Annotated in this window: 15 protein-coding genes; 4 read left to right on the forward strand and 11 right to left on the reverse strand. The window is 40.3% G+C overall.

From position 1 onward, the window contains the following. Nucleotides 1-125: 125 nt before the first annotated feature. The 3 genes from ACSVDJ_RS15165 to ACSVDJ_RS15175 all read right to left on the reverse strand — a co-directional run bounded on the left by ACSVDJ_RS15165 (nucleotide 126) and on the right by ACSVDJ_RS15175 (nucleotide 4,262). Nucleotides 126-2,024, reverse strand: coding sequence for an endonuclease MutS2 (locus ACSVDJ_RS15165; protein ID WP_439166939.1), 1,899 nt, complete (start codon nucleotides 2,022-2,024; stop codon nucleotides 126-128). Nucleotides 2,025-2,455: 431 nt separating this feature from the next. After that, the gene (locus ACSVDJ_RS15170; protein ID WP_439166940.1) at nucleotides 2,456-2,704 is read right to left on the reverse strand and encodes a cytoplasmic protein; all 249 of its coding nucleotides are present in this window, start codon (nucleotides 2,702-2,704) and stop codon (nucleotides 2,456-2,458) included. Between the two features lie 142 nt (nucleotides 2,705-2,846). After that, nucleotides 2,847-4,262 (reverse strand): alkaline phosphatase, encoded by a 1,416-nt coding sequence (locus tag ACSVDJ_RS15175; protein WP_439166941.1) that lies wholly within the window; start codon nucleotides 4,260-4,262, stop codon nucleotides 2,847-2,849. Between the two features lie 362 nt (nucleotides 4,263-4,624). Here ACSVDJ_RS15175 and ACSVDJ_RS15180 point away from each other — a divergent pair, with 362 nt between their 5' ends. Then, nucleotides 4,625-5,218 (forward strand): SMI1/KNR4 family protein, encoded by a 594-nt coding sequence (locus ACSVDJ_RS15180; RefSeq protein ID WP_439166943.1) that lies wholly within the window; start codon nucleotides 4,625-4,627, stop codon nucleotides 5,216-5,218. A 31-nt stretch (nucleotides 5,219-5,249) separates the two neighbouring features. Here the strand turns inward: ACSVDJ_RS15180 and ACSVDJ_RS15185 are convergent, their stop codons facing one another. Then, on the reverse strand, nucleotides 5,250-6,098 hold the full coding sequence (locus tag ACSVDJ_RS15185; protein WP_518620673.1) for a LysR substrate-binding domain-containing protein: 849 nt from the start codon (nucleotides 6,096-6,098) through the stop codon (nucleotides 5,250-5,252). Nucleotides 6,099-6,225: 127 nt separating this feature from the next. Here ACSVDJ_RS15185 and ACSVDJ_RS15190 point away from each other — a divergent pair, with 127 nt between their 5' ends. Continuing rightward, the gene (locus ACSVDJ_RS15190; RefSeq protein ID WP_439166947.1) at nucleotides 6,226-6,912 is read left to right on the forward strand and encodes a class I SAM-dependent methyltransferase; all 687 of its coding nucleotides are present in this window, start codon (nucleotides 6,226-6,228) and stop codon (nucleotides 6,910-6,912) included. 66 nt (nucleotides 6,913-6,978) lie between these two features. Here ACSVDJ_RS15190 and ACSVDJ_RS15195 read toward each other — a convergent pair whose 3' ends face one another. From ACSVDJ_RS15195 to ACSVDJ_RS15225, 7 genes are all read right to left on the reverse strand, one after another. Continuing rightward, the gene (locus tag ACSVDJ_RS15195; protein WP_439166948.1) at nucleotides 6,979-8,067 is read right to left on the reverse strand and encodes an ABC transporter ATP-binding protein; all 1,089 of its coding nucleotides are present in this window, start codon (nucleotides 8,065-8,067) and stop codon (nucleotides 6,979-6,981) included. Next, entirely contained in the window at nucleotides 8,037-9,767 is a 1,731-nt protein-coding gene (locus tag ACSVDJ_RS15200) for an ABC transporter permease (RefSeq protein WP_439166949.1), read from the reverse strand. The genes ACSVDJ_RS15195 and ACSVDJ_RS15200 overlap by 31 nt, the downstream gene beginning before the upstream one ends. Before the next feature lie 21 nt (nucleotides 9,768-9,788). Continuing rightward, nucleotides 9,789-10,829: an ABC transporter substrate-binding protein gene (locus ACSVDJ_RS15205; protein ID WP_439166950.1), complete on the reverse strand. Its 1,041-nt coding sequence runs from the start codon at nucleotides 10,827-10,829 to the stop codon at nucleotides 9,789-9,791. Continuing rightward, complete coding sequence (gene surE, locus ACSVDJ_RS15210) at nucleotides 10,822-11,628, reverse strand: 5'/3'-nucleotidase SurE (protein ID WP_439166952.1); 807 nt, start codon at nucleotides 11,626-11,628, stop codon at nucleotides 10,822-10,824. The genes ACSVDJ_RS15205 and surE overlap by 8 nt, the downstream gene beginning before the upstream one ends. Nucleotides 11,629-11,646: 18 nt before the next feature. Then, complete coding sequence (locus tag ACSVDJ_RS15215) at nucleotides 11,647-12,423, reverse strand: sugar phosphate isomerase/epimerase family protein (RefSeq protein ID WP_439166953.1); 777 nt, start codon at nucleotides 12,421-12,423, stop codon at nucleotides 11,647-11,649. Continuing rightward, on the reverse strand, nucleotides 12,420-13,238 hold the full coding sequence (locus ACSVDJ_RS15220; RefSeq protein WP_439166954.1) for a PHP domain-containing protein: 819 nt from the start codon (nucleotides 13,236-13,238) through the stop codon (nucleotides 12,420-12,422). The genes ACSVDJ_RS15215 and ACSVDJ_RS15220 overlap by 4 nt, the downstream gene beginning before the upstream one ends. Before the next feature lie 354 nt (nucleotides 13,239-13,592). Then, nucleotides 13,593-13,919, reverse strand: a complete 327-nt coding sequence (locus tag ACSVDJ_RS15225) for an antibiotic biosynthesis monooxygenase family protein (RefSeq protein ID WP_439166955.1) — start codon at nucleotides 13,917-13,919, stop codon at nucleotides 13,593-13,595. A gap of 322 nt (nucleotides 13,920-14,241) precedes the next feature. On the opposite strand from ACSVDJ_RS15225, the gene fpuA reads away from it, so the two are divergent. Both fpuA and ACSVDJ_RS15235 read left to right on the forward strand, forming a co-directional pair. Next, nucleotides 14,242-15,216 carry a petrobactin ABC transporter substrate-binding protein FpuA gene (gene fpuA / locus ACSVDJ_RS15230; protein ID WP_439166956.1) on the forward strand — a complete coding sequence of 325 codons (975 nt, stop codon included), beginning with the start codon at nucleotides 14,242-14,244 and terminating at the stop codon, nucleotides 15,214-15,216. Nucleotides 15,217-15,223: 7 nt separating this feature from the next. Further along, entirely contained in the window at nucleotides 15,224-17,257 is a 2,034-nt protein-coding gene (locus tag ACSVDJ_RS15235; RefSeq protein WP_439167878.1) for an iron ABC transporter permease, read from the forward strand. The last annotated feature ends 6 nt before the right edge of the window (nucleotides 17,258-17,263 follow it).

Here is a 17,263-nt window from a genome sequence, read left to right on the forward strand (position 1 = left end):
CGAATCACCCTCAACTATATGAATATATGCTCATATATTAATTTATGTTATTTTTTCAATCATGTCAATGGAAAAATTGAAAAATAAAACGGCGTAGCCATATCCTGACTACACCGTTTGCTTCATTACTTTCTATTTCTGATATCCTTTTGAATCTTCCTTAACGCCTTTTTCGATCCGCGCTCGATGTCATGCTGAAGCTTGCGGTCTTTGTAGGCGACAAATAACGTATTTAAGTCGTACCCTTCTGGATAAAGCTCGCTCGCCTTTAATTCTAGCTTCACTCGCTTTACGTTCACTTCGATCAGCTCTTGTTGATAAAGTACGACGAGGTTATGGAACGAATCCTTCTCTTTGTAAACAATCGCCACATCGTCATAGTCTAATAACATGACTTTGTCGCCTTTAACATACTCATACGTTTCCACTGTTTTCGTCGAGGTCATTGGCGGTTTTTTAATTTTACTTTCATGTACCCGTTCGAAACGATACTCCTTATTGTCGATATAGCTTTTAGCCCGCTCTAATACATTGTCTGGCAGCTTCATTTTTTTCGAAATCCATAAGGCATTGCTTTCTCCTGCCGCACCGATAATTAGTCGGTATTTTGGCTCTAACGTCTCACTATCAAATTGCATCGCGGCATTCATAAAGTCACTATGCCTCTCAGAAAAACGCTTAATCTCACCGTAATGCGTCGTCGCCACCGTGATACAGCCTTTATGATAAAACTCATCTAAAATCGCAATCGCTAATGCCGCTCCTTCATTTGGCTCCGTTCCACTGCCGATCTCATCAAAGAGCAACAATGTATGATGGTTCGCCACCCCCATCATATCGGACATATTTTTCATATGCGAAGAAAACGTACTTAGCGCATTTTCGATACTTTGATTATCACCAATATCGACGAACACCTTCTCAAAAATAGATACTTCCGTCTCAGGATCGGCGGCGATATGAAAGCCCGACATGACAGCGAGCGTCAATAACCCGATCGTTTTCAACACAATCGTTTTGCCACCAGCATTAGGCCCTGTAATAATTAAGCTGCGATACTCGCTCCCGATTTCCATATTGAGTGGCACGACTTCCCCTTGCAAGAGCGGGTGTTTGCTATTGATGAGCTTCGTATATCCATGACTGTTCACTTTCGGCTCGATCCCGTTCGTTTGCTGACTAAACTTCCCCTTCGCAAACACTAAATCATACTGACTGATTAGCTCGACATTAATATTGATCTTACTGATTTGCTCTAGCAGTATCCCCGATAGCGTCGCTAAAATTTGATATTCCTCCACTGCTTCTTCTGCTTTCAACGTCGCTAGCTCGGCCGTTAATTTCGTCACCGTACTTGGCTCGATAAAAGCAGTCGTCCCTTTGGCAGACAGTTCAACAACCGTGCCCGCCACTTGATTTTTAAACGAGGATTTAATCGGAATCGTATATCGTCCGTCTTTTTCGCTAATAAAAAATTCTTGAATATATTTTTGGTTGCCTGAGCTATTTAGAAATTTATTCAATCGTTCTTTAATTTTTCCTTCAGTGGATTCTATCTGCTTGCGAATTCTCCGTAATTCTTTACTAGCCGCCGAATCAACTCGACTTCCTTTAATCGCAAATTGAATTTCCTCCTCTATATGCAGAAATTCGGTCATCGAATGAGCATACGAACTTAACATCGGCGCAAAAAACTCTTTTGCTAGCATAAACTGCTTCAGCTTTCGACAGCCTCTTAAAAAATCAGCGAGATGCACAAGCTCCGTCGGCTCCAAAATGATCCCTTTCTCAAGCTTTCCAATGAGATGCTCAACGTTCGACACACCAACAAATGGCACATGATGTTCTGCATCCAAAATCGCTCTAGCCTCTGACGTTTCCGTTAAACGATTTCGAACGACTTTCTGATTCGAGCTCGGCTCTAGCTGATCAAGCAGCTTCTTCCCTAACCCGCTCACACAATAAGACTTCACCGTTTCCTTCAATTCATTATATTGCAACTTCTCAAATGTCATTGTATTCATAATCATTCTCCTCACGATGGTTAATCCATGGGCAAGAAGATACCTAAGACTTTAAAAGTGGAGCCGACTACATTCCACTATTTATGCTGTTATTGAAACGACAAAAAAGCCGTGGGCGATCCCACGGCTTTATCTATACAAGGCTTGCGTAAAAAAGAGAGGATCACGAAATAAACGATCATTTTTTATCGCTTTTCTCTCTCATCATTACACACTTTGTAAAGTACAGTAGGTATCTTCATAGGTACTGAAATAAATCCATGACAAAACGAAGGGCACAACTCCCTTTTTTATCACGTTTATTTCATTCAGTTGTATCCTAGTTAGATTCTACGGCACTCACAAAGTTCACCTCTCAAAATTAATATGATAAAAATTCATTTCCACGCTTATCATACTCTATGATAAAAAATATGTAAAGTTTCTACCTGTTAAAAAAACATTTCCTGCATTTCTTTTAACAACGGCTCTGTCACTTTAGCGCCTGAACTCTCTCCAATGACCGAATCGATGCCACAATAAGGACAAACCGCTGTATCTTCATCATCCCACCAGTCCTCAATTTCAGACGGATGAAACACTTTTAAGCAATGAAAACAACCGCATACCGTATCCTTCTCTAGCCCTTCCTTATTATGCGAAGAAAAACGATACACCGTAAGTAACTGCTCTTCACTCATAATCTCACGCTCCTTTTGTACTATTATACTAAAATAATAGAATAGTATACAAAGAGAGCAATATTCGACAAAAAGCGGGGAGTGACAGGCACCTATCCAAAAAAGCCTCAAGCATTTTGCTTGAGGCGTTCACTTCGTTCACTTAGTTAAATAGACCAAAGAAATTGAAGAAGCCACTTTTCTTCTCTTCTTTCTCTTCTTTCTTTTCTAAAATATCAAAGATGGTATTGGCTTGGTCTGTGTTATCAGTCGTACCAGCGAATCGTTCTTTACTAGGACCGTATGCATATACCGGAACATCTACACCCGTATGGCCTCCTGTTGTCCAACCAGCACGAGCACGTTCATTGAATATATTAGAAATAGCTGTAGTCACAGCATATTCATCCTTTTTCAATTCCTTCTGTGCTTCTTTAACTGACTTGATTTCGTCTTTCGTCAAATCAAACTCCGTGTATTTATTTAATACTTCTTCTACATCTCCGCCTTCTTCGATTTCAGCAGCCATAAATTCTGGTGTGCGCTTCGCAGCTTTAATCGCTTCTGGATGAAATTCATAAACGCCGTCAACACCAACACTTAAGCCTCCAGTAGAATGGTCAGCTGTTGCAACAACTAATGTTTCTCCGTCTTCTTTTGCAAATTCAATCGCAGCTTCGAACGCCTTCTCGAAGTCTTCCATTTCACTCATAGCACCTACGATATCATTGCTATGTCCAGCCCAATCTATTTGACTACCTTCCACCATAAGAAAGAATCCATCCTCATCTTTGCTTAAACGATCAATCGCATTTGTCGTCATCTCTTCTAAAGATGGAACTTCTTCTGTACGGTCAATCATCTTAGGTAACCCAACTGGTGCAAATAATCCAAGTACTTGTTCATTATCATCCGCCATTAACTCTTCTTTCGTCGTTACATAACTGTAGCCATCTGATTGAAATTCTTTTGTCAAATCACGATCATCACGAACAAAGTAATCTGTTCCACCACCAAGCAGCACATCGACTTGGTGCTCATCATTAATCATAAGATCGTAGTAATCGTCTGCAATTTCGTTATAATTCCCACGGGCCTCATCATGTGCTCCAAATGATGCTGGTGTCGCGTGGTTGATTTGAGAAGTTGCAACTAAACCGGTCGCCATCCCATTTTCTTTCGATTGCTCAAGTACTGTTTTTATTTCGGACTTGTCATTGTCAACTGCTACTGCACCATTATATGTTTTCTCTCCAGTAGCCATCGCTGTCGCTGCTGCTGCAGAGTCTGTAACATTTTCTTTTGGGTCTTCAGGATTAACTTTTTGCATACCTACTAAATGCGGGTCGAAAGCAGTCGGCTCCATCATTACGCTTTCTGGATCATCCTTCAAATAACGATACGCTGTCATATAAGAAGGACCCATACCATCACCAATTAAAAAAATAACATTCTTAATTTCCTTTTCCTTCTCTTTCGCACTTACTTCAGTTGAACCTATTTGCCCAAAACCTGCCAAAGCAATCGTTGTTGCCGCAACAATCGGCAAAGTTTTTTTAGAAAACTTTTTGTTAAACATATTTTTCCTCCTTGATTACCATTTCACAAATAGGATAACGCATGAATGTAAAGGGAATATCTAGATAGTATTAAGCAAATGTAAATGAGGTGCATATTTGTTAAAAATAAATAATATTACCTATTTTTATTATTGTTAAATACTATATTTTCATGACAGAAGACTGAGGGCAGGGTATAGCATTATGATTTAAATGCCCCCTCAGTTAGAACACTTATCGCCTTTTCATGGAAGATTATGCATAATCAACACGCATAATAGTTTATAATTCTAATAGCTAATAAAAAGAGGATATTAGCTCTTATATTGAACTAACTATCCTCTAGTAATCATAGTACAGTTATTATTGGGAGGACGAAATAATGGATTTAGTCAACACATTTTTAAACGGGTTGAGGTCAGCATTATCAACAGATGAACTCGAGGAATTAAATACAGCGTGTGGCGCTACAAAAGAGGATATTGCTACACTAAAGTCAGAATATCCAAATTGTCCCGAATCACTTATCTGTCTACTTGAAAATATTGATGGTACTTACTGGCGAAAATATGGAGATAACGAAATTGCGGTTTGTATGTTAGGCTCAGGTGTTGAAGAAGATGGATATCCATATTATTTACTGTCTACACAGCAGATGCTTGAAAGTTCAAAAGAGGAAGAAGACGTCTCCTATCTTTTAGAATACGAAGATGACGAGGAGGCTGTTGACCCTAAGATAAATCAGGAAGGACTTCTCCCAGGGACGTATATCCATTTTTCAGACTGTATGAACAATGGTGGTTCATCAAGACTCTATATTGATTTTAACCCGTCGGATGAAGGGGTATGCGGTCAAATCATTCGCTTTTTACACGACCCTGATCAATATGAAGTGATCGCAAACAGCTTTGATGAGTATTTACAGAATCTTATTGACGGTGATTTTATTTATCTGGAAGAGGAAGAAAATGATTGAAACATATAACAGCTAGAGTCTTATCCGGACTCTAGCTGTTTTCTTTCCACACATTAGCAAACCCCTCAACTTCCGCTGTCATAATTTTAGTTATAAAATAAGTGAGCGAGATCGGTGGATGAATGTGCGTTGCTGGGATGATCATCAATTCCTCTCGATGTAGCTCCTCTTGCACTAGCGATAACGGTAAATAAGAAACACCCAGTCTTTGCTCAATTAGTCGTTTCGTCACATCCATTTGCGTGACAGACAACGTACGAATGGATGGCTGCACTTGTCTAATCATCGGCAACAGTTCTTCCCAGTAAGTCGGGTGATTATCTATTAATAAACGATACGCTTGTAATGCCTCTTCCTCTGTCAGTTCTTCACCATATGGAGCCACTAAAACGACGGGGTCTTCGTGAATAATTTCATAATGAATTTCACTTTCCCACGGTTCCATTCGTGATAACCCGATATCCGCTTGCCCGCTTCGCACTTTTTTGCCAATATCAAAGGAGCGCACAACATCAATGACCACTTCTATTTCTGGATGCACCGCCATAAACCGGCTTAAGATCGCCGGCAACATTGATGCGGCTATTTGCGGCGCAACGGCAATTTTCAGTAGCCGATGAACCCCTTTTTTCCACGCCTCCATTTCCTCCATTCCTTCATCGTATGTCGCGATCCACTTCTTCGCAATCGGTAAAAATTTTGCTCCAGCCGCTGTCAAAATAACGTGCTTCCCCACTCGATCAAATAATTTCACATCGAGCTGTTGCTCCAATCGCTTCACATGTTTGCTTACGGCGGGCTGCGTTAAAAATAATTCATCCGACGCTTGGCGAAAGTTCTCATACTTCGCCGTACTAATAAACGTTCGTAGCCACTTCATCTCCACAATCATCCCTACTTTCTCTTTAATAACACTTCGTTATCAATCGGTCACTTTTTTATTCATTTTCATTATATACCAAATCGTGTATCCTTCACTTAATAATAGTTTAAGGGGGAAATTGGATATGACGAAAGAACAAGTATTGAAGAAATTTAATGAGCATGCAGCGACTTACGATGAACAAAGGAAAAAATTAATTCCTTGCTTTGATGATTTTTACTCGATTCCAATCTCGCTCATTGAAAGTGCTAAAGAAAAGCCAACCGTTTTGGATATTGGCGCAGGGACAGGGTTATTTTCCGCTTGTTTGAAAGAGAAGTTCCCTGAAGCTCAATTGACCTTAATTGATCTCTCAGAAAAGATGCTAGAGGTCGCCCAACAGCGTTTCCAAGATGAAGACATCGATTACGTAACAGCCGATTACACGACATACAAGTTCGAGCAAACATTCGATATCATCATTTCCTCTTTATCGATTCATCATCTGTCCGATGAGGAAAAAAGAAAGCTATATCAAAATGTATACACATGGTTGAATCCAGACGGAATCTTTATCAATGCTGATCAAGTGCTTGGTCATACACCGTTTATCGACTCTATGTACAAACAGGACTGGTGGCAAAAAATTTCGGCAAGCGGTTTGACGAAAGAACAACTAGAAGCCGCTCGTGAACGAACGAAGCTTGACCGAATGTCCACCTTGCAGCAACAACTTAATTGGTTAACGGAAAGCGGCTTTGATGACATCGATTGTGTCTATAAATATTTTAACTTTGTTGTGTTGGTCGGAAGGAAGGGAGCCATCAATTAACTAAAGCTAGCCCCTCGCTGCTTGATGCAATGTGGGGCTAGCTTTAGTTTTTCGATCCTATTCAAATTAGACAGTCAGTAGCTCACACTCATTTGTTTTTATTGTTAGACCGACTTGATCACCGATAGAGTAGCGCAGGGAATGAACAGATTCATGAATCGTCCATGTTTCATTCTCTACTTCAACCGTATAATGAATTTCTTTCCCTTGATATTGGACAAAGGTGATCGTGCCTTGAAGTGCAGAGTGACTATTATTTGTTAGCTGCCATTGTTCTGGGCGAACCGGATAAATACCTTTCTTTTTTAATGGTACAGAAACGCCCGTATCGAGCCATTTCTCATAAGGAGCTTTTTCCGGTATAAAAAAGTCCTTCTCCCATGTCCCCTTTACGAGGTTACATTTCCCTACAAAAGTAGCAACAAATTCTGTTTCTGGCCTCGAATAAATGATTTCTGGAGAAGCGACTTGCTCAATTGTCCCATTGTTCATAACAACAATTTTATCAGCCATCGCTAACGCTTCTCCTTGGTCATGTGTTACGTACACAATCGAAGCTTCTGTTTTTCTATGGATGTTTTGAATTTCCTTCCTCATTTCCATACGCAGTTCTACGTCTAATGCACTTAGTGGTTCATCCATTAATAATAGATGTGGGAGAGGAGCAACCGCTCGGGCAAAAGCGACCCTTTGCTTCTGTCCTCCTGAAAGTTCTGCTGGATACCGATCCGCCATTTCTGTTAATCCAACTAACTTCAACACATCTCGTACTCTACGATCGACATCCGCTTTTAATTCTTTAGCTACATAATGGTGATGTAACAACGGGAATTGAATATGCTCATACACTGTCATATGCGGCCATAAAGCAAAGGATTGAAAAACCATCCCGATATTTCTTTTTTCTGGAGGAATCAATTGTTTTTTTGAGGCTACTATTTGATGATCCATTTCGATTTCTCCATCTGTCGGCTTCATAAAACCAGCTAGCAACTTTAATAAAGTCGTTTTTCCACAACCAGACGGGCCGAGAATAGCAACAAATTCCCCTTTATTAATCTGTAAATCTACAGACTGAAGAGCTGTGAACGAACCGTAATTTTTTGTTAGTTGGTGAACTTGAATCATTTGCTCTTCATCACCTTTCTTTCCCATAATTTGCTGAACAATATAAATAAGATGCCACCAAGTAAAATCGCTAACACAATGACACTAGCAAAGGCCGTTGAATAGGTCGTATAACCGGCTTGCTCATAATTGAAAATGACCACTCCAATCGTTTCTGAGCCAGTAGACCACAGCAAGCTCGATACCGTTAATTCTGTTAACACCATCAAAAATACTAATAAAGCTCCACCGATTAGCCCTGGGAAAATTAATGGCAAAAGGATCTTTCTCCATTTCACCCAACCTTGCGCTCCCGATGTTCTTGCCGCTTCTTCAATAGATGGGTCCACTTGCAATAAAGCCGTATAGCTTCCGCGAACTTGTAAAATTAAAAACCTAGTTACGTAAGCGATAAACAAGATCCAAACCGTTCCATAAATTCCTGGATTCCAACCTGGAATGGGCTGGATCCATGCGAAGATCATACAAAGCGCAAATACCGTCCCCGGTAAAGCATAAGGAATCGTAATAAAAAACTCCGTTATTTTCATTCCAACACTCGGTTGTTTATATCGCAAATACGCCAGAAGTGTTCCAATTACTACACAAACAATCGTCGAAAAGAGCGCCAATTGCAAACTAGTAGATAGTGATGACATCGCCTTCGGGTCGGTAAAAAAGACATATTGATAATTTTTAAGTGATAGATTTTCAAGTTTAAACGAAAGTCCATAGGCTTTAATGAGAGAAGTCGCAGCCATTGATAAAAACGGCACTAAACTAGTCACAAGCAACAAGGTCCAAACACCAAACTCAACCATTCTTTTCCGGGTAGTAGATAAATAAATTCGCGGCTCCATATCTCTCGTCACCGTTTCCGTCACTCGACTCCGTTTCAAAAGCAGCCATTGAATGAGGCTTCCAGTAAGTGCGATAACCCCTAACAGAACAGAAAGAACAGCCGCTCTAGAGAAAGCCGACGGTCCAAACCCGACAATTTGTTCATATATATAAGTGCTTAACACTCGTATATTCGCCGGAATACCTAAAAAAGCAGGCACACCAAAATTATCAAGGTTGGTTAAAAAGGCTAGTAACCCTCCACTAGCAATCCCTGGTAAAGCTAAAGGAAAAATAACCTTTCTAAATATCGTGCCTCTAGTGGCTCCAGATGTCCTCGCCGCTTCTTCTAACTCCCTGGGAATCTTCCGAAACACATTCACCGTAAACAAATACACTAACGGATAATGAGAGATACCAAGAATAAAGATAATCCCTCCCATACTGTATAAGTTAGGGAGCGGGACACCTTGCAGCATCGTGGAAACTAAGCCGTTTTTGCTAAAGAATTGAATCCAAGCTAACGTCGTTATGTACGAAGGAATAATGAATGGAAGAAAAATAAACAGCTGCATCCACTTCTTCCCACTTATGTTGACATAAGCGACAATCCAAGCAAGGGACACCCCTAAACTAAGCGATAACACCGTCGATCCAAACACAATATATATCGTATTTTTAATCGTAGACCATGTCGCTTTTTCTCGTAAGATTTCGGTGTAATGGTTAAGGGTAATCGCCCCTTCTTCCACAAAACTAAGGAAAATCAAACGTAGGACGGGCACAACAAAGAATAAAATGACTAATAGAAAACCAATCGTGAAAAAGATATTTTTTTTATTTAATAATAAAGAGAAGGAGGGCAGCCCTCTCGTTCTCTTTTCTGCAAGTTGATTGTCGGCAATCATTGCCCTCTTCCCTTCTCCAAATTATTGTTGTCCAAAAATGTCTCCGAATTGCTTCTTATCGTCTTCGCGCGCTTTAAGAAGTTCCGCTGTGTCAGCTTCTAATACCGTTAGTTCCTCTATCGTTTTCAACCCTTCTGGAGCGGCTATTCCTTCACGAATTGGTGTGTATCCTAATTCCGCCGCTAACTCTTGCCCCTCTTCAGAAAGAACGAAGTCAATAAACGCTTTTGCCGCTGCTTCATTGTCGGTATTTTTCATCACTCCTACCGGTTCTGTAATAACAGGTACCCCTTCCTTCGGGTACACTAATTCAACAGGAGAACCTTCTTGTTTCGCTCTAGCGACAATAAAGTCTACTACCATACCATAAGACTTTTCACCAGTAGCGACTGCTTCGAGCACGCCACCGTTCCCTTTCGTAACGCTCATTCCATTTTCTTTTAAACTCTTATAAAAATCCCAGCCAAATGATTCTTGTCTAGAAAAGACCCCTGCATTGTAAGCTGCAGCACCTGAATAAAATGGGCTTGGCATAATTGTTTTTTCTTTAGACCCTTTTTCTGTTAAAACCGTCCAGCTATCTGGTACATCCTTCACTTCATCTGTATTGACGACTAATGCAGTCGCCATTACCTTTGTTCCTGCATATGTTCCATCTGGATCAACTAAAGCTTCTGGAAGTTGTTTTGCTTCAGGAGATTGATAGGACATGAGAAGCTCTGCTTCTTTTAAACTTTCAAATGTAACAGCATCAGCGACTAACAACACATCCGCTTGAATATCCCCAGCTAAATTTTCTGCTTGAATTTTGGAGATGACTTCTTCTGTTCCTGAACGGAAAGTTTCTACTTTCACATCTGGGTATTTCTTCTGAAAAGAATCGACTAGCGCTTGCGCATCAGCATCCGGCTGTGATGTATAAAAATTAAGAGTGCCAGCTACTTCAGAATTACTATCTGTGCTTTTCGTTTCATTTTCTGATTTCTTCTCTTCTTTATTTCCACATGCAGCGACTACAACAGCAAATACTAAAACCATCATCATCATAAATAATTTACGCATTTGTTTTTTCCTCCCTGTCATAACTTAAATGTGCTTGTTGAAACCAGCGTTGAATTTGTTCTTGCTTTCGTTTTTGATGAGTCCGAAATTCCACTGGTGACACGGTAATATAGCCATCTTTCAGCTTGGCATAATCACTATCTTCATCAAATCCTGATAACTGACTCAACTCATCCTTTAACCAAAAATAAACTTGACCGTGTGGATCATTCAGACCAACATAACGATAGCGTGAAACATTCATATCTAAAGGAATCGTCGCGATCCCCTTACATAGTTCCTTTGACAAATTAGGTAAATTAACATTTAAAAAGACGCCTTTAGGGATCTTATTTCTAATGACTGTCTCAACTACATCATAGATCAGTTGTTTCACTTTATGATAATTCACCTTTACATCATTAAAAGCATTCAAGGACATCGAAACAGAAGGTATGTGATAAAGAGAAGCTTCTACCGCTCCAGCCATTGTTCCCGAATAGTACAAATCTCTTCCTAGATTAGGCCCAAGATTCACACCAGAAAATAAAATATCCGGCGGTGTTTTTAATAAAACTTCCATGCCTAGCTTTACGCAGTCAGCAGGGGTGCCATTCACTGCCCATGCTTGCTTAACCCCTGGAAAAATATCAACAGGCTTCGCTTTTAATGGTGTTCTTAATGTAATCGAATGCCCCACCGCACTCCGCTCCTGATCCGGACATACTACATACACCTCGCCGAAGTGCTGCAATACTTCAACTAAAGCAGAAACGCCAGGTGCAAAAATACCATCATCATTTGTCACTAAAATTTTCAAAGTGTCATCTCCATTCCTTTACACTAAACTACCTTGCTTAACATAATTGACGTTTTTCTTTAACCACGTTAATTCTTTCGAACGATCAAACCCTTCTATAACAATTGGAAGGTCAGCCGTATGCAAGAAAAAATGTAACGTATCTTCTTCAATATTTCCTACTCCTAAAGGAAGGTGGAGCTTGTCTTTCGTTGCATCGCTAATATGAATTTTCCCTACATTAGGTGTAGCCGCCCAAACTTCCCGAATATCTTGATGAAGAGGAATATGAGCCACATCGAAAGTTGTTTGTAAATGTGGAATGAATGGGTCAATCACTCTCTTTAAAACATTAGGCTCTGTGACAAATTCTTTCGTTTTCCATTCCATCATTTCTAGCGACAGCGTTACTCCCTCTCTTCTAGCAAATCGAACAAGCTCATCTAGTGACTCAATTAATAATTCTTCATGCATAGAAACTAAAAAAGAAGGCAAAGTCATCTTTCCAGGGTGAAACGTAATATTATCCGCCCCGATGTTGATCGCTAATTCGATCGAACGCTTAATTTCTTCAACCGATTGTTGACGAATACCAGAATTAAGTGCACAAAGATTTAAATCCCAGCTGGCCGCATGCATTGTTAACGCCAGATCGAGTTCTTTCTTTGCATCTGCAATTTTTTTAGGAGCGGTCCCATAGCTCCATATATGTTCAGCCCATACTTCCACTCCGAAAAACTTTTCCTCTTTCGCCACTTTCATTACTACATCTACTGGGTAAGACCAAGCTAACGTTGAAGCAAAAAGTAATTTCATCTTTTCGCCATTCTCCTTTCCCAATGCTCAAGCTGGATACTAGGCTGAATCTTCACACTGCCGATCGGGTAAGGATTTCGTGAATGGGGTCCATGAAAATCACTTCCACCGGATATTAATAAATCGTGCTCATTCGCTACTTTCAACCAATGCGCCGTCGTTTCTGCTGTATGTTTGGAATGATACACTTCTATACCGTCTAGCCCATGCTTCATCAAAATATTTAAAGGTACGTCAAATGAATAAATTCCTGGATGAGCTAAAAAAGCTACCCCACCAACCTCATGAATGAGATCAATCGCATCAATGGCCGAAAAAGCTTCTCGTTGAATGTAAGCTGGTTGGCCTTTACGCAACAATGTGTCATAAGCTGCTTGTTGATTGTCAAAATAACCGGCGTCCACAAGCTCTTCTGCTATGTGCGTTCGAACGAGTACTCCTTGACCAGCCCGTTCTACACAATCATCAAAAGAGATGGAATAGCCTAGTAATTGAAGCTGTTCAACAATTTTTCTTCCCCATGCTAATCTTTCATTTTTTCGCCATTGAACATGTTCGATGATTTTAGGATGTTTCGCATCAAATAAATAACCTAATATATGCATCTCACCCAGTTCCCCATCGGTATTCAATTCGATTCCTGAAATTAGCTTAACTCCTTCTTGTTCCGCTACTTTAAGACCGACTTCATACCCTTCAAGCGCATCATGATCCGTAATCGCGATCATCTCAATTCCTTTGCCTTTCGCCTCTTTTACGATTTCAGCTGGCGTCCAGTGCCCATCTGAATAAATAGAATGAATATGTAAATCCAAACGTTTCCCCCCCTCTTCCTCCAACTCTAATTACTATGTTAAAAAAGATTTATGAATAGCGAATAAACCTACAGTTAATAGTATCTTTAGAATTTATTAAGAAAAAAGGATAAAATGACTAATGAAAAACGTGAATAAACCGCCACTTCTATAGGTTCTGTAAACTTAATGTGAATTATTAACAAACTCTTAATATACAAATCCTTTTTTGAGGTGATTGAAAAAATGTATTTTACTGTACTATCATTCGACAAAAAGCGGGGAGTGACAGGCACCTCCCAAAAATAGGCACAAAAAAAGCCGTGGGCGATCCCACGACTTTTTATTACTTTCTATATTTTTATGAATCTTCGTTTACGATTGTTGATAAGCGCCCTTTGAAGATTTCACGTCATACACACCGTGCGTTACGTTAATAATGTGATCTGGCTTTGGTTTGCCTCTACTCGCTCTATGACCAGCTAAGTGCTCTTCACTTGTCTCCCAGTTTTTCCAGTCTTGTTCTGACTCCCAGCGAATCATAACGATTACTTCCTCATCGCCTCTTCTTACTTTTTTCACAAGAACGCTTAAGTCAATAAATCCATCAAACTTTTCAATGATGCCTTCCCCTGTGTAATTTTGTACAACAAGATCAGAAGTGCCTTCTTTTACCGTAAATGTTTTCGTTTCAATAAACATATACTTCAACTCCCTTTAGTCACAATTGATTTTCCTTTCATTGTAAGTGAATGTGATAATTATTTTCAATTGTATTGTTTTATTTTTAAGTGATTCCCTGCTGCTTGTGTTACAAACAATCCAAACCGATGCATTCTCATCACTCTACCAACTCCTAATAATAGGATAATCAACCGTATTTAAGCAACAAAAAAGTGTTGACACTATAATCTGCGCCATTATATTATCTATCTATCGATATTGATAATCTCTTTCAATTAAAGGGGTTTCATTCGCGAGAGTAATCTCAAAATAAAAAATATTATATTTTTGGAGGAAGACAATGAAAAAAATCATTAGTATTCTTGCGATCGTTCTTCTATTCGTTGTTGGTTGCAGTCAGCCAAAAGAAACGAAAGAAGAAACGAAAACAGATAATAATTCTGAAGCAATTACAATTCAGCATGCTGAAGGCGAAGCGAAGTTAGATAAGCCTGCCAAAAAAGTCGTTGTTTTAGAATGGTCATATGCTGAAGATTTATTAGCTCTTGGCGTTCAGCCTGTCGGTATGGCGGACATTGAGAACTACAATAAATGGGTAAATACAGAAATCAAGCCTAGCGCCGATGTGGTCGATGTAGGTACTCGTCAACAACCAAACTTAGAAGAAATCAATAAATTAAAGCCGGATTTAATCATTACTGCTTCATTCCGTGCAAAAGAAATTAAGAATGAGTTAGAGCAAATCGCACCCACTCTATTATTCGATCCATCAACGAATAATGACAATCACTTAGCTGAAATGACGGAAACGTTCAATCAAATTGCAAAAGCTGTAGGCAAAGAAGCAGAAGCTGAAAAAGTTTTAGCAGAGATGAATCAAACGTTTGCAGATGCAAAAACAAAAATCGAAGCAGCTCAATTAAAAAATAAAAACATCGTCATCACACAAGCATTTACATTAGAAAATGTACCGACGTTCCGTATCTTAACTGACAATGCTATGGCGGCACAAATTTCGAAAGAATTAGGCTTAACTAACGCATTTGAACCAGGTACAGCCCCAGCAGATGGTTTTAAACAATCTACTGTTGAAGCTCTTCAACCAGTACAAGATGCCAACTTCATTTACGTCGTAGCAGATGATGATAACATGTTTGATGGCACATTAAAAGGTAACCCAGCTTGGGAAGGGTTAAAGTTCAAGAAAGAAGACAGAACATACAAGCTAAAAGGCGATACTTGGATGTTTGGCGGTCCGCTTTCTGCTCAATCTTTCGCTAATCAAGTTGCAGATATCATGACAGCGAAGAAGTGATTGCATGATGAATAACATACAACATTCACTTCGAGCAATGTTTGTATTTGGAGGAGGAGCAGCCTTATTGTTGCTCCTTTTCTTCATACATATTGGACAAGGTCCAGCAAATATTTCTTACAGCATCATTATCGACGCCCTTTTCTCGCCGAACCAATCGCTTGAACATCAAACGTTAGTGATGCTTCGTTTGCCACGAGCAGTCATAGCGATTGTAGCAGGAGGAGCACTTGCTGTCTCAGGGGTAATCCTGCAAACATTAACGAAAAACCCCCTCGCCGAAGCAAGCACGATGGGGATTCATTCTGGTGCTTACTTCTTTCTTGTCGCATCAGCTATCTTTTTGCCAAAAGGATTACTAGCACATTCGCTATTGATCACATTTATTGGTGGAGCTATTACCGCTTTATTTGTTTACCGCATAGCAGGCGGCCGAAAAAGTACACCGCTTCGCATGGCATTAGCTGGGATGGTTGTCACGCTTATGCTCGCGTCCTTTACAGGAACGATGCAGCTCTTCTATGAAAATGAAACATCTGGGCTATTTTTATGGGGAGCTGGCTCTCTTATCCAAAATAACTGGGATGGCGTTCAATTTGCACTCCCATTCGTTATTTGCGGATTTTTCGTCCTGCTACTTATATCTAAAAAGTTAAACGTTCTTTTACTTGGAGATGAAGTGGCCATTGGACTCGGTGAAAGACTAGAGGTAACAAGGTTGATTGCGTTTGTTGCAGCGATCTTTTTAACAGCGGTTACCGTCACAATTGTCGGTCCTATCGGTTTCATCGGTTTAGTCGCTCCACATTTAATGAGAATGATTGGTTACCATAAGCACTTGCCACTGCTGCTCTCCTCTTTCTTATGGGGTGGAATCTTACTGCTTGGAGCAGATGTAGTTGGCAGAGTCATTGATCCAACGGGTGCTGAACTTCCAGTCGGAGCCGTGACGGCCATGATTGGTTCACCGTGGCTCATTTATTTAGTGTTCCGCATGATGAAGTCAAAAAAATATATGAGTAACGGTGGTTCTGCCATATCAAGCGGACGTTCTCGATTTTACTCTTATAAAAAAGTACTTATTGTTTCGTCCCTACTATGTATGTTAACGCTTATAGCTGGTGTCATCATTGGCAGTAATGACTATTTGTACAGTATTCAAAATGTGTTAACGGGGCAACTGACAGAGTTTGATAAAAATATGATGTTCAACTTACGGCTGCCACGGATGCTTGTTGCTGCGATTGCAGGAGCCTGTCTAGCACTCAGCGGACTCGTCTTTCAAGGAATCTTGCGCAATCCACTCGCCGATCCAGCGGTCATTGGGATTTCTTCCGGAGCAGGTGTTGGCGCGTTAACCGTTATCTATTTGTTCCCGACACTACCTAGCTTTTTCCTACCGCTTGGTGCATTCGTTGGTGGACTTATCGCTGTTGGGATCGTGCTTCTCTGCTCCTGGAAATCAGGCTTTCAACCAACGGCGCTCATTTTAATTGGTATCGGTGTGTCAGCATTCGGTTCCGCCATCATTCAAGTATTTATCGTCAGAGCTAACCTAAACGTAGCTTCTGCCTTAACATGGTTATCCGGAAGCACTTACGCCAAAGGATGGGAACATTTAGAAACTATCATTTTGTACCCTTCGCTTATATTAATACCTATTATTTTCTACTTCATCAGGCAGCTTGATATTCTTATGCTTGGTGATGAATCCGCGACGGGACTTGGGCAAAATGTAAATCAAGTACGCTTGATCTTAATCATTTTAGCGACATTACTTGCATCGGTGAACATCGCCGCTGTCGGAACGATCGCTTTCTTAGGACTTGTTGCTCCTCACTTGGCGCGCCTATTTGTCGGATCGGATCATCGCAAACTATTTTTCTGTTCCATTTTATTCGGGGCCACCCTTCTTTGCCTTGCTGACTTCATCGGCCGGACCATTCTGTACCCGAAAGAGATTCCATCTGGCTTAGTTGTCGCCGTGCTCGGTGCTCCTTACTTCCTATGGTTAATGAGGAAGAGTGGGAAGAAGATATAATGTAAA

The organism is Bacillus sp. Hm123 (assembly GCF_051842975.2).
Classification (GTDB): Bacteria; Bacillota; Bacilli; order Bacillales; family Domibacillaceae; genus Bacillus_CE.